Source organism: Arthrobacter sp. B2I5 (genome assembly GCF_030816735.1).
GTDB lineage: Bacteria > Actinomycetota > Actinomycetes > Actinomycetales > Micrococcaceae > Arthrobacter.
In genome coordinates, this window is sequence record NZ_JAUSYF010000001.1 from 1,249,321 (window position 1) to 1,262,243 (window position 12,923).

The window sequence follows — 12,923 nt, forward strand, 5'->3', positions numbered from 1 at the left end:
TTAGCTGAATTTACAGGCAGCACCCACCTTGATGGGCAAGAATGGGGTTATGTCTAACATTTTTGGTGCTCCCAGGGCCGGTGGCCCCAACGGTACGGATGACGCCCGTGCCGTACCCACCGGTGACACCGTAGGCTCCTACAACTCCTACCTCGATGCCCAGAAGGCGGTGGACTACCTCGCGGACCAGCAGTTTCCCGTCCAGATGGTGTCCATCGTGGGTAACGAACTGAAGATGGTGGAGCGGGTTACGGGGCGCCTGAGCTACCCCAGGGTGGCCCTTTCGGGGGCGTTGAGCGGCATGTGGTTCGGCCTGTTCGTGGGCGTCATGCTGTCCTTCTTCGCACCGTCACCCGGGTACTTCTCCATCATGACGTCCGTGCTGATGGGTGCGGCCTTCTTCATGCTGTTCGGCATCGTCACCTATGCCATGCAGCGCGGCAAGCGTGACTTCACGTCCACCAGCCAGGTGGTGGCCACGAGCTACGACGTCATTGTTGCGCCCGAGGCCGCCCATGAGGCGCGGCGCCTGCTGCAGCAGCTGCCCATGACCCGTTCGGATGCCGCATCCGGCCAGCGTCCGTACACCCAGCACGACTACTACAACCAGCCGTACCAGCACCAGCAGCAGCCGGGGCAGCAGCAGGGTCCCGCCCGTCCCGCCGGCTGGAATGACCCCTACGGCCAGCGGTCCTCCGGCTCATCCGTGCAGGACGGCGCGGGTCAGGACGTTCCCGGCCAGGATGGACACGGCTACCCGGACGACGGCGGCCAGCAGCACAGTGCCCCGCAGCACAGCGGTCAGCAATACAGCGGCCAGCAGTACGACGGCGGCCAGCAGCAGCAGCCGGCACAGCCGGCCGGCCCGGTCCGGTCGGTTCGCTACCCGGACCTGCCGGACGGGCGTCCGCAGTACGGCGTCCGCCTGCCGCAGGGTCCGGCCGGAGGCCCCGGCCAGCAGGGGACAGGTCCGCAGCCCGGCCAGCAGGGAACAGCGCAGCCCGGCCAGCAGGGAACAGCGCAGCCCGGGCCGGGACAGGACGCAGAACATGGTGCCGAACACCCAGCCGAGGGCCAGTACGGTCCTGACGGGGACCAGCACCAGGGCGGGCACCGGCACTAGGAGCTATTGCAGGCAGCCTGGGAGTGCCGGCCTGACACTGGCCGGCCTGCCGGCGTCGGAACCAAAGAGCGGGGCCGCCGGATTGAATCCGGCGGCCCCGCTCCTTGTGTTGGGCCCTGGTCAGGGAGTTTTTCTGCCTGGCTCAGGCCTCTTCGGTCCGGTAGATGCCGGCCATCCAGTCCTCCACGTCCTCCGGATTACGCGGCAGGGCGGCACTGAGGTTAACGGGGCCGTCAGCCGTCATAAGGATGTCATCCTCGATCCTGACGCCGATGCCCCGGTATTCCTCGGGGATCGCCAGGTCCTCCTTCTTGAAGTAGAGGCCCGGTTCGATGGTGAAGACCATGCCTTCGGTGAGGATGCCGTCGAGGTACAGTTCACGCTTGGCCTGGGCGCAGTCGTGCACGTCCAGTCCCAGGTGATGGCTGGTGCCGTGCGGCATCCAGCGGCGGTGCTGCTGGCCCTCGGGGCTGATAGCCTCCTCCACGCTGACAGGCAGGATGCCCCATTCGGCCAGGCGCTCGGCAAGGACCGTGGTGGCGGCGGTGTGGATGTCCCGGAACTTGGTTCCCGGCTGGGCGGCGGCGAACCCGGCATCGGCAGCGTCGAGGACCGCCTGGTAGACCTTGCGCTGGATGTCGCTGAAGGCGCCGCTGGCCGGAAGTGTCCTGGTGATGTCTGCCGTGTAGAGCGAGTCGGCCTCGACGCCGGCGTCCAGGAGCAGGAGCTCGCCGGCGTGGATGCGCCCCGTGTTCCGGGTCCAGTGCAGCACGGTGGCATTGTTGCCGGACGCTGCGATGGTGTCGTAACCCAGCTCGTTGCCCACCTCGCGGGCGCGGGCAAAGAATGCTCCTTCAACCACCCGCTCGCCGCGGGCATGAGTAAGTGCCCGCGGCAACGCCTTGACCACTTCTTCAAACCCTTCCACCGTGGCGGACACTGCGGTCTTCATCTGCTCGATTTCCCACTCATCCTTGAGCAGGCGCAGTTCGGAGAGAGCCTCAGAAAGCTTTTCGTCCAGGGCATCCAGGACGGCAAGGTCCAGGTTCTCGGGGTCCCTGGCAGTGTTGTACCGGGCCGTGTCCACCAGCGCATCAATGTTGTCGTCCACCTTGCGGACCAGCCGGATGGAGATGCCGCCGATTTCCGGTGCGCCCACATCCTTGGTGATGGCCGTTTCCAGTTGGTCGATGTGCGCGGTGGCCAGTCCCAGCCGGGCCTCGAATTCCTCCAGGGTAGGGCGGGCGCCAATCCAGAATTCGCCCGAGCGGGAGTCCGCGTAGAACTGTTCCGTGTCCCTACCGGCCAGCGGCCGGAAGTACAGCGTCGCCCGGTGGTTCCCGCCGTCGTCGCCCTTTCCTTCTTCAACGGGTTCCAGGATCAGGACGGCGTCCGGTTCGTGGTCCAGGCCCAGCCCGGTCAGGTGGGCGAAGCCGGAATGCGGCCGGAAGCGGTAGTCGCAGTCGTTCGAACGGACTTTCAGCGGCCCCGCCGGGATGACCAGGCGTTCGCCGCTGAAGAGGGCAGAGATCGCCTTGCGCCGGGATGCGGCGTAGCCGGCGACGGCGTCCCGCTCCGGAAGTTCCTGGCTGGACGGTGCCCAGTTGCTGGCCATGAAGGCCTTGAAGGCGTTGGAACTGGGCCGCTGGGAGCGGTTGTTGACGCGCTCCTCCAGCGGCTGGGAAGCAGAGTTTTGGGTGTTTTCGGCATCGTTCACGGCACCATCGTCTCACCAGCATCCCGGCTAAGCGAACGTGCCGGCCGGGTTCCCTGTCCGGCAGTCCACTACGCTGGACCAGTGAGGATTGACCTGCATGCCCACTCCAACGTTTCCGACGGCACCGAAACGCCCGCCGATGTCATGGCATCCGCTGCGCGCGCCGGCCTGGACGTGGTTGCCCTGACCGATCACGATTCGACCGCTGGCTGGGCGGAGGCAGCCGCGGCCGCCGCAACCTGGGGGGTTGCACTGGTGCCGGGCATGGAGGTCTCGTGCCGGACAGAGGAGGGCATCAGCGTCCACCTGCTGAGCTACCTGCATGACCCCAACCATCCCGGCCTCCTGGAGGAAATCACCAAGGCCAAGGATTCCCGCCTCAGCAGGGCAGAACGGATGGTCACCATCCTCGCGGAGGACTACCCGCTGACGTGGGACGACGTGATCCACCACGTGGCACCCGGCGCCACCCTTGGGCGGCCGCACATCGCCGACGCCCTCGTCGCCGCGGGCGTGGTGGAGGACCGTTCAGAGGCCTTCGCCTCCATCCTCACGTCCCGGTCCAGGTACTTCATCCCGCATTACGCCCCGGACCCGGCCACCGCAGTCGAACTCGTCCGTGCGGCCGGCGGTGTGCCCGTGTTTGCCCATCCCGTGGCGTCGGCCCGGGGACGGATCGTAGGAGAGCGGACGTACCGTGACATGATCGACGCCGGGCTGGCAGGCCTGGAGATCGACCACCGGGACAACCCGGAAGAGGGCCGGGACTTCCTGCGAAGGCTGGCGGCCGAACACGACCTGCTGGTCACCGGTTCCTCCGACTACCACGGCACCGGCAAGCCCAACCTGCTCGGCGAAAACCTGACTTCGCCGGACATGCTCGCCCGGATCGAGGCACTGGGCACGGGAGCCGCCGTCGTCCGTCCCCAAGCACCCAAGTAAGTAGCACCAAGTGTCGTTGTGGAAGCTGAATACGACACTTAGCGCTACCTAGTTGGGCTGGAAGGAGGTCAGGGTGGCGTGGGCGCCCAGCCGCTTGGCCATGATGTCGATGGCGGGCTGGTTCTGGTCCACGCACACGAACTTCCGGCCAAGCTTGGCGGCAACTGCCCCCAGCGTGCCGGAACCGGCGAAGAAGTCCAGGCACCAGTCACCCGGCCGGCTCGACGCCGCAACCACCCGGCGGACCAGCCCCTCGGGCTTCTGCGTGGGGTAGCCGGTCTTTTCCTTGCCCGTGGGCGAAACGATGGTGTGCCACCAGACGTCGGTGGGCAGCTTACCCAGTTCGCGCTTGGCAGGCGTCACCAGCCCAGGGGCCATGTACGGCTCGCGGTCCACCTCGGCGCTGTCGAAGTGGTATTTCGCCGGGTTCTTGACGTACACCAGGATGTTGTCGTGCTTGGTGGGCCACCGGTTTTTGGCCCGGGCGCCGTAATCGTAGGCCCAGATGATCTCGTTCAGGAAGCATGCCCTGCCAAAGATGGCGTCCAGCATCACCTTGGCGTAGTGCACCTCGCGGTAGTCCAGGTGCAGGTACAGGGTCCCGTCATCGGCCAGCAACCGCCATGCCTCCACCAGCCTGGGTTCCAGGAAGGACCAGTAATCGCTGAACGCGTCATCGTAGCGGTGCAGGGCACCCTTGATGGTGTCGTAGGAGCGGCCCTTGAAGCCCACGCGGTCACCGCTGCCACCGGCGTTGACCACCATCCGGGTTTCCTGGCGCTGCTGCGGCCTGCCCGTGTTGAAAGGCGGGTCCACGTAGATCAGTGTGAAGGCGCCGTCCGGCAGCGTGGGGAGGTACTCCGCGTTGTCCGCGTGCACCACCATGCTGCCGCCGTCCGGCGCCCAAACAGTGTCAGTCATCGGGGCAGTTAGCCCTCGGAGTTGCCAGGCTGCGTGCCCGTGTCGGCGCCGGCCACCACTTCACCGTTGCGGCGGCGGGTGCGGGTCCTGGTCCGGCGGGCACGCGAGGGCTGTTCACCCTCGGTTGCGGGAGCAGCAGCAGCCTCACCTGCGGGAGCGGCGGAAGAGTCGGAGGTACGACGCCGGCGCTCACCGCTGCGCTTGGTGTCGCCCCCGCTGCGGCCACCTTCGCTGCGGCCACCTTCGCGGTTGCCGCTGCGGCTTTCGCGTCCGCGGCCGTCCCTGTCCCTGTCCCTGTCCCTGTCCCGGGACCGGCCGCCGTCACGGCCGCCGCTGCGGCTGTTCTTCTTGCCGGTTTCGCCCAGGTCCTCAAGCACCTCGGCGTCAACGCCGGCCAGGGTGCGCTTGTCACGCGGCAACCGTCCCTTGGTGCCCTCGGGGATGTCGAGGTCCGCGTAGAGGTGCGGTGAGGAGGAGTACGTCTCAATGGGTTCGGGAACGCTCAGGCCCAGGGCCTTGTTGATCAGGCCCCAGCGCGGCATGTCGTCCCAGTCCACGAAGGTGACTGCGGTGCCCTTGTTGCCGGCGCGGCCGGTGCGGCCCACGCGGTGCAGGTAGATCTTCTCGTCTTCCACGCACTGGTAGTTGATGACGTGGGTGACGTCCTCGACGTCAATGCCGCGCGCCGCGACGTCGGTGGCCACCAGGACGTCCACCTTGTTGTTGCGGAACGCCCGCAGCGCCTGCTCGCGTGCGCCCTGGCCCAGGTCGCCGTGGATGGCGGCGGCCGCGAACCCGCGGTCCACCAGTTCCTCTGCCACCTTGGCGGCCGTGCGCTTGGTCTTGGTGAAGATGATGGTGCGTCCGCGGCCCCTGGCCTGGAGGATGCGGGCCACCACCTCGATCTTGTCCATGCTGTGGGCGCGGTAGATCAGCTGGCGGATGTCGCGCTTGGTCAGGCCCTCATCCTCGGGGTCCGCGGCCCGGATGTGGGTGGGCTGGGTCATGTAGCGGCGTGCCATGGCGATGACCGGGCCGGGCATGGTGGCGGAGAACAGGAGTGTCTGCCGGACGGCGGGCGTCGCGGCGATAAGAGTCTCCACGTCCGGGAGGAAGCCCAGGTCCAGCATCTCGTCGGCCTCGTCCAGGACCACGATCTTCACGTTTTTCAGGCTCAGGTGCTTCTGCTTGTAAAGGTCGATGAGGCGGCCCGGGGTACCCACCACAACCTCCACGCCCTGCTTCAGCGCCTCCACCTGGGGCTCGTAGGCGCGGCCGCCGTAAATGGTGGCGATCCTCGCATTGCGCTTCCGCGATGCCGTCACCAGGTCCCCGGCCACCTGCACGGCCAGTTCGCGGGTGGGGACGATGACCAGGGCCTGCGGGGCTCCCGGCACGGCCAGCTTGGCGTAGCCGGGGTCGTCCTGCCCGATGACCCGCTGGAGTGCGGGAATGCCGAAGCCCAGGGTCTTGCCGGTGCCGGTCTTGGCCTGGCCGATGATGTCATGGCCGTTCAGCGCCACCGGCAGGGTCATGGCCTGGATGGGGAAGGGGTGGGTGATCCCGGCGTCAGCCAGGGACTCCACGATGTCCTCGCGGACGTTGTAGTCGGCAAAGGACTTTTCCGCGATCTCATGCGGGGTTTCGTCCGAGATAATGGTTTCTTCCGGCTCGATGGTTTCCGTGCCGGACTCATCGCTCAGAAGCTGGTGGGTATGCAATTCACTCACGGGGGAGTTTCCTTATTCATTTGGGCAATGGCGCTGCCTGCTCAACGGGCCGGCCAGGGCTGGCCGTTCCGGAGCACGCTCGGGCGCGCAAGCGATTCCAGTGGAAGCCGATCGCGGGCTATCTAATGCTGGCACTGGTGACCAGCGGGTAATTCTCAAGATCGCGTAGGGGCGGGCTTGTTGGTTTCAAATCAAGGAAATCAACGACCGGGCATCCATTTCTACCCTCTCAGTCTAGCCGCACAGGCGCAGAAACACTGTTCCGGCCCGCCTGCCGCGCCTGCCGGCCCTCACGGGACGAGTTCGAAATGGATCTCCCGGGTGGTGATGTCCGACGAAACCAGGCGGACCCGGACCTTGGTTCCGGACTCCAGCTCGCCCGCACACCGCGCGGTGACGGCCGGCTCCGCAACCTGGATAATGCCCGAACTGCTGCTGCCGTTCTTTCCGTTGCCGCTTTTCCCTGTTCCGTTGCCGTTGCCATTGCCGTTCTGCGGCTTGGACCCGGAAATCACGATGGCCTCGAACTCCTGGCCAATGTGGTTCAGCAGCAGCGCGGCTTCCACGGTGTCCAGGGCCAGGCGTTCCATCCGGGACGCCAGCTGGTCTGAGCCGGCCATGATGCCCGGCAGCAGCGGAAGGGCCTCACGCGCCCAGCCCGGAACGTCGCCGCCGTTGCTCAGGGCCTCGCAGATGACCAGCACGAAGCGGTCCACCAGGCGGCGCAGCGGCGCGGTGGTGTGGGCATAGGCCGCGCCGATGGCGGACTGCACCCCGTCCTCGGGGACTGTGCCGTCAAAGGCGGTATAGGACGCTCCCCGGAACAGCATGCCGGCGGAATGCATGATGGCCAGCTGGCGCGGGTCGGTGGGATCCAGTGAACGCAGGTACTCGCCATAACTGACTTCGCCGTCCCAGGGCCTGCCCAGCGCCTCGGTCTGCAGGCGGAAATGCCGCAGGGACCGTTCGTCCGGGGCGGGCATGGTGCGCAGGATTCCCACCTTGCCCTCCAGCATGAGCTGCGCGGCCGCCATCCCGGTCATCAGCGAAATCTGCGCGTTCCAGTCCTCCACGGCAAGCTGCGGGACAGCATCAATGCGGTAGCCGCCATCGGGCAGCTGGACAATTTCCTGCTCCGGCATGTTGAGGCTTGCCCCTCCGCGTTCCCGTTCCAGGGCCACCCGTTTCAGGCCCACCTCCCGGAGCAGCTGCAGCACCGGGGAGGCAGTCCCGGCGTCGAGGTCTGCCTGCGCACCCTTGTAGCTGAGCTTGTCGCGGCTGCGGACCCGCGCCCGCCTGACGCCCACTGACAAAACGGACGCCTCGCCGTCGAGCGTGAAGTCCCACACGAACGCTGAACAGTCCTGCCCGGGCAGCAGGCTTCCTGCCCCCTCGCTGATCACTTCCGGATGCAGCGGAATCCTGCCGTCCGGAGCGTAGAACGTCTGGCCGCGGCGCCGGGTCTCGGCGTCCAGCGGACCGCCGGGGGCAACGAACGCGGGGACGTCGGCGATCGCGTACAGCACCCGGTAGCCGTTCGCGTCCGGTTCGATGAACACCGCCTGGTCAAGGTCCGTTGACGATGCCGGATCGATGGTCACGAACTCCACGGCGGTCAGGTCATAGGACGGCAGCTTCAGCGCGGCTACGGCAGCCTGGGCATCCGCCACGGCTTCAGCGGGGTAGGGCCCCGGCAGCTCGAGTTCGGTCCGCAGCAGGCCCAACGCCTCTTCCAGGGCGTTCCTGTGGTCATGGACGTTGGGGGCCAGCCGATGATGTGACACAAAAATCAGCGTAGCTCCAAGTCCGCGGATATGGCATCAGGCGCCGGCGGCATCCAGCGCGTCGAGGAGCGAAGCAGCAGCGGCCGCGGGATCGGGAGCCTCTGTGATGGCGCGGACCACCACGATCCTGCAGGCACCCGCTTCCGCCACCTGCCGGACGTTTCCGTGGTCGATGCCGCCAATGGCGAACCAGGGCACGGGATCCGCCGCCTTTCCTGAGGCGTCCGCGGCGTACTTCACCAGGTCTGGTCCGACGGCGGCCCTGCCGGGTTTGGTGGGGGTGGCCCACACCGGACCCACGCAGAAATAGTCCAGGCCGGCCGGCCCGGCAGCTGCTGCCAGGGCGGCGTCCACCTGCTCCGTGGTGTGGCTCGAGAGCCCGATCGCGGCATTTCCGTTGACCAACGTACGCGCTGCGGCCAAGGGAAGGTCCTTTTGGCCGATGTGGAACACCGGTGCCCCGGAGAGGACGGCGATGTCCGCGCGGTCATTGACTGCCCACAGCCTGCCGTGCCGCACCGCCGTCTCCTTGAGCACGGCCAGGAGGTCCAGTTCCTCGGCGGCTTCGATGGTCTTGTCGCGCAGCTGGATGATGTCCACCCCGCCGGCGAACGCGGCGTCAACGAACTCCGCAAAGTCGCCGCGGTCCCGGCGTGCATCGGTGCAGAGGTACAGGCGGGCGGCCTTGAGGGCGTCGCTGTCCCGTGAATTGACAACTTCGGTGGCGGGAGCGCGGTGGCCGGCGGGGAAGGATGGGGTGGACACATTCATGCGTGCAAGCCTAGTTCCTCTAAACTGGGCTGGTACTGCGGGAGCCCGCGGCAGCTGTCACAAAGCGCCGGGCTGAGAGGGCGTCAGAGCCGACCGCTTGACCTGATCCGGGTAATGCCGGCGTAGGGAAGGAACCCATATGCGTATCCCCTTCAACCACCCCGGGTCCGCCCGCGCCTCCAGCCCCTTCATCGTCCGGGCCGATGTTGCGGTCATTGGCGGGGGAGTGGTGGGGCACGGAATCGCCTGGGAGGCGCAGCGTTCCGGCCGCTCCGTGGTCCTCGTCGACGACGCACCGGGTACCGGCGCCAGCTGGGCCGCGGCCGGCATGCTGGCCCCCGTCAGCGAACTGCACTACCAGGAGGAAGACCTCCTGGAACTGATGCTCGACGCATCAGCGCGCTGGCCGGGGTTCGCCGCCGCCCTGGACAGTGCAACGGGCGCGGATTCCGGGTACCTGACGACGGCGACACTCGCCGTGGGTGCCGACGCGGCCGACCGCCGTGCACTGATGGATCTGCGTACGGTCCAGCAGGCCAACGGGCTGGTGGTGGAACCCCTCACCGTGCGGGAGGCCCGGAAACGCGAGCCGCTGCTCAGCCCGGCCATTGCCTGCGCCCTGGACACCCCGGCAGACCACCAGGTGGACCCCCGGCGCCTGGTGGCAGCCCTGCGGCTGGCCCTGGCCGCCGCGGCAGGCGGGAAGCCGGAACTGGCCGTTGCCGGGGCAGTGGACGGCTATGCCGTCCCGGAGCGGGCAGCCGGGCTGTTGTGGGACGGAGGAGCTGTTGCCGGCGTCCGCCTGGCCGGCGGCGGCACGGTGCTGGCAACGGAAACCGTGGTGGCGAACGGGCTGCAGGCCGGGGCACTTGAAGGCCTGCCGGACGGCCTTGAGCTGCCGTTGCGGCCCGTGCACGGGGACATTCTCCGCCTTGCCGTTCCCCGCCACCTGCAGCCCCTGGTGACGTCTACGGTCCGCGGCCTGGTCCACGGCGTTCCCGTGTACATTGTCCCGCGGCAGGACGGGACCGTGGTGATCGGAGCCACCCAGCGTGAGGACGCCCTCTCCGATGCCGTCAGCGCCGGCGGCGTGTACCAGCTGCTGCGGGACGCCCAGGCGCTGGTGCCCGCCGTCGCCGAACTTGAACTCCTGGAATCCACTGCCCGTGCCCGCCCCGGAACCCCTGACAACGCACCGCTCCTGGGCCGCGTACTGGCGCCCCCGGCCTCCCCAGGCGAACGGGCCGGGCATGTCCCGGGACTCATCGTTGCCACCGGGTTCTTCCGGCACGGCGTCCTGCTCACTCCTGCCGCAGCGGGCATCTGCAGGGAGATGCTGGACGGAAAGGCCGATCCCCGCTGGGCACCCTTCAGCCCGGACCGGTTCTCCAGGCCAGCCACAACAGCAACAAGCCCTTTCATCAAGGAGACAGCGTGAACATCACCCTCAACGGAAACCAGCACACGGTGGCCGACGGCGCCTCCATCACCACGCTGGTCAGCCAAGTCACGGGACGCCCGCTGGCTGACAACGGGCAGGCGACGGACGGCGGGAAGCTGGGTGTCGCCGTCGCGCATAACGCCCAGGTGGTGCCGCGGAGCCAATGGTTCGCCACCGCGCTCGCCGAGGGCGACGACATCGAACTTGTCACAGCAGTACAGGGAGGCTGACATCATGACTGAAACCAGCACCATCAACCCCGCAGGAAGTGCCGGTACCGCTGACGCCCTGGTGATCGACGGCGTCGCCCTCGGATCCAGGCTCATCATGGGCACCGGGGGAGCACCCAGCCTGGACGGCCTGGGCGCAGCGCTCCTGGCCTCCGGCACCGCGCTGACCACCGTGGCCATGCGCCGCTACTCCACGGCGGAAACCGGGTCACTGTTCCAGCTGCTGGTGGACCACGGGATCCGGGTCCTGCCCAACACCGCCGGCTGCTTCACCGCCCGGGATGCGGTCCTCACGGCGGAGCTGGCCCGGGAGGCATTGGAGACCGACTGGGTCAAGCTCGAGGTCATCGCGGATGAACAAACCCTCCTGCCGGACGCCGTGGAACTCGTCGAGGCCACCGAACAGCTCGTCAACCGCGGCTTCAAGGTCTTCGCCTACACCAACGACGATCCCGTGCTGGCGCTGCGGCTGGAGAACCTCGGCGCCGCCGCCGTCATGCCGCTGGGTGCCCCGATCGGCACGGGCCTGGGGATCCTGAACCCGCACAACATCGAACTCATCGTTTCCCGGGCCTCGGTGCCGGTGGTCCTGGATGCCGGCATCGGTACCGCGTCCGACGCAGCCCTTGCCATGGAGCTGGGCTGCGACGCCGTGCTGCTGGCCACGGCCGTGACCCGGGCGCAGAACCCGGTGCTCATGGGCGAAGCCTTCAAGCACGCGGTGATCGCCGGCAGGATGGCCAGGGCGGCCGGGCGCATCCCGCGCAGGGAGCACGCCCTCGCGTCGTCGGCAATGGAGGGCCGGGCGGAGTTCCTCTAAGCACCCGCCGTCGTCTTAAACGGCCGTGGCCACCACCGCATGGGTGGTGGCCACAGCCGTTTAATCCTTGCCGCAGGAGCGGGCAGGATGGAAGCTCAGCGCCGCAGGATCGCCGTGAGCTGCTGTGCATCGTGGCGCGCACGCGTGCGCCCCAGGTAGACGACGGCGGCGACGGCGGCAGCAATGCCCAGAACGATGGGCAGGACCCAGGGAAGCCAGGTCAGGCCGGGCAGGTAGCCGAAACCCGCTGCCATCAGGATGATCCACACCAGCGCCGCAACAGCTGCGGCGACGCCGGCCGGCAGCGCAGCCCCGTACTTGGCATGGCGCCTGTCATTGGCCCAGACGACGAAGCCGGCTGCGACGGTGGCCAGCACCACGATGGTCAGCGAAAGCATGGATCTCCTTGGAACCGGGGACTAGAACTGGCCGAACCCGACGCGCCGAACCTCTTCGGCGCCGATTTCCACATACGCCAGTGCGTTGCCCGGAACGATGATCACGCGTCCTTTGTCATCCTTCAGCCGCAGTTCGCTGCCGCCATTGATGGCTTCACCAACAACCTTGGCCACAGTCTCCGCGTCCTGGGTCGATTCCAGCACGATCTCGCGGCCAACGTTTTGAACGCCGATCTTAATTTCCAAGGGGGCCTCCCAGCCTGTGAAAGTACTCGAGTTTCTCTACGAGGTGTTGTCTTATTTGTAGTCTAGGACTCTTTGGGGAAGCGAGAGATTCCGCGCCAAGCTAAACGGTAGATGAGGTCACTGGCCACGTTGAGGTCCAGGTTGCCGTCCGTTTCCAGCCAGTACCGGGCGCTGACCTGCGCCATTCCCGCCAGTCCGCGGCCCAGGAGTTCGGCTTCGAGGTGGGGGAGCTTGGTGTCCTCGGCAATGACCCTGGCGATGGCGTCGGCGAAGGTCCGGTTGAAGGTTTCCAGCCGGGAGCTGACATCGGGGTCGTTGATCAGGTCGGACTCGAACACCAGGCGGTGGGCCTGGTCATCATTGGCGATGAAGTGGAAGTAGGCGCGCATGACGGCCTGGACGCGTTCATCGTTGTCCGTGGTGGAATTCAGGGCACCCAGCATCAGCTCGGTCAGGGACGCCAGATGGCTTTCCAGCAGTGCGAGGTACAGGTCTCGTTTTGAAGGGAAATGCTGGTACAGCACCGGTTTGCTGACGTGCGCGGTCTCTGCAATTTCATCCATGGCCGCACCGTGGTAGCCGTTGGCCACGAACACCTCCTGGGCTGCCGCCAGCAGCTGTGCGCGGCGCTCATCCCGGGGCAGCCGGGCGGACCGATGGCCTGCGGGGCGGGAGGCAGTTTGCGGTTCGGCGGCGGGCGGGCGGTCAGCCCGTGCTTCAGGGACCACAGTTGTCCTTCTTTCCATTGCAGTTACCCTTCACTTTACTGCGGGGTAATATGACCCGCTGGTATTCCGGGG

General features: G+C 67.2%; 13 protein-coding genes and 1 riboswitch. Of the genes, 5 read left to right on the top strand and 8 right to left on the bottom strand.

Features of this window, described 5'->3' with window-relative positions; translation table 11 throughout:
- The first annotated feature begins 49 nt into the window (after positions 1–49).
- Positions 50–1,123 carry a general stress protein gene (locus QFZ60_RS06020; RefSeq protein WP_307089000.1) on the top strand — a complete coding sequence of 358 codons (1,074 nt, stop codon included), beginning with the start codon at positions 50–52 and terminating at the stop codon, positions 1,121–1,123.
- A gap of 142 nt (positions 1,124–1,265) precedes the next feature.
- On the opposite strand, the gene QFZ60_RS06025 is transcribed toward QFZ60_RS06020, so the two are convergent.
- Complete coding sequence (locus QFZ60_RS06025; RefSeq protein ID WP_307089002.1) at positions 1,266–2,840, bottom strand: aminopeptidase P family protein; 1,575 nt, start codon at positions 2,838–2,840, stop codon at positions 1,266–1,268.
- 81 nt (positions 2,841–2,921) lie between these two features.
- On the opposite strand from QFZ60_RS06025, the gene QFZ60_RS06030 reads away from it, so the two are divergent.
- On the top strand, positions 2,922–3,782 hold the full coding sequence (locus QFZ60_RS06030) for a PHP domain-containing protein (protein ID WP_307089004.1): 861 nt from the start codon (positions 2,922–2,924) through the stop codon (positions 3,780–3,782).
- Positions 3,783–3,830: 48 nt separating this feature from the next.
- On the opposite strand, the gene QFZ60_RS06035 is transcribed toward QFZ60_RS06030, so the two are convergent.
- The 4 genes from QFZ60_RS06035 to thiE all read right to left on the bottom strand — a co-directional run bounded on the left by QFZ60_RS06035 (position 3,831) and on the right by thiE (position 8,988).
- Positions 3,831–4,703, bottom strand: a complete 873-nt coding sequence (locus tag QFZ60_RS06035; protein ID WP_307089006.1) for a site-specific DNA-methyltransferase — start codon at positions 4,701–4,703, stop codon at positions 3,831–3,833.
- A gap of 8 nt (positions 4,704–4,711) precedes the next feature.
- Complete coding sequence (locus tag QFZ60_RS06040) at positions 4,712–6,433, bottom strand: DEAD/DEAH box helicase (RefSeq protein WP_307089008.1); 1,722 nt, start codon at positions 6,431–6,433, stop codon at positions 4,712–4,714.
- Between the two features lie 290 nt (positions 6,434–6,723).
- Positions 6,724–8,217 (bottom strand): RNB domain-containing ribonuclease, encoded by a 1,494-nt coding sequence (locus QFZ60_RS06045; protein ID WP_307089010.1) that lies wholly within the window; start codon positions 8,215–8,217, stop codon positions 6,724–6,726.
- Positions 8,218–8,253: 36 nt separating this feature from the next.
- Positions 8,254–8,988 (bottom strand): thiamine phosphate synthase, encoded by a 735-nt coding sequence (gene thiE / locus QFZ60_RS06050; protein WP_307089012.1) that lies wholly within the window; start codon positions 8,986–8,988, stop codon positions 8,254–8,256.
- 27 nt (positions 8,989–9,015) lie between these two features.
- Positions 9,016–9,135, top strand: a riboswitch (TPP riboswitch).
- Here thiE and thiO point away from each other — a divergent pair.
- The 3 genes from thiO (at position 9,128) to QFZ60_RS06065 (ending at position 11,479) form a co-directional block, all read left to right on the top strand.
- Positions 9,128–10,426, top strand: coding sequence for a glycine oxidase ThiO (thiO, locus tag QFZ60_RS06055; RefSeq protein WP_307089014.1), 1,299 nt, complete (start codon positions 9,128–9,130; stop codon positions 10,424–10,426). (Overlaps the previous riboswitch by 8 nt.)
- A complete protein-coding gene (thiS, locus tag QFZ60_RS06060) occupies positions 10,423–10,659 on the top strand; it encodes a sulfur carrier protein ThiS (RefSeq protein WP_307089016.1) in 237 nt (78 codons plus the stop codon). The genes thiO and thiS overlap by 4 nt, the downstream gene beginning before the upstream one ends.
- Before the next feature lie 4 nt (positions 10,660–10,663).
- Positions 10,664–11,479 carry a thiazole synthase gene (locus QFZ60_RS06065; protein WP_307089018.1) on the top strand — a complete coding sequence of 272 codons (816 nt, stop codon included), beginning with the start codon at positions 10,664–10,666 and terminating at the stop codon, positions 11,477–11,479.
- Positions 11,480–11,574: 95 nt separating this feature from the next.
- On the opposite strand, the gene QFZ60_RS06070 is transcribed toward QFZ60_RS06065, so the two are convergent.
- The 3 genes from QFZ60_RS06070 to QFZ60_RS06080 form a co-directional block, all read right to left on the bottom strand.
- Positions 11,575–11,877: a hypothetical protein gene (locus QFZ60_RS06070; protein ID WP_307089020.1), complete on the bottom strand. Its 303-nt coding sequence runs from the start codon at positions 11,875–11,877 to the stop codon at positions 11,575–11,577.
- Positions 11,878–11,898: 21 nt separating this feature from the next.
- Positions 11,899–12,123 carry a DUF3107 domain-containing protein gene (locus QFZ60_RS06075; protein WP_056334681.1) on the bottom strand — a complete coding sequence of 75 codons (225 nt, stop codon included), beginning with the start codon at positions 12,121–12,123 and terminating at the stop codon, positions 11,899–11,901.
- 62 nt (positions 12,124–12,185) lie between these two features.
- Positions 12,186–12,851 (bottom strand): TetR/AcrR family transcriptional regulator, encoded by a 666-nt coding sequence (locus QFZ60_RS06080; protein ID WP_056334683.1) that lies wholly within the window; start codon positions 12,849–12,851, stop codon positions 12,186–12,188.
- Positions 12,852–12,923 lie beyond the last annotated feature (72 nt).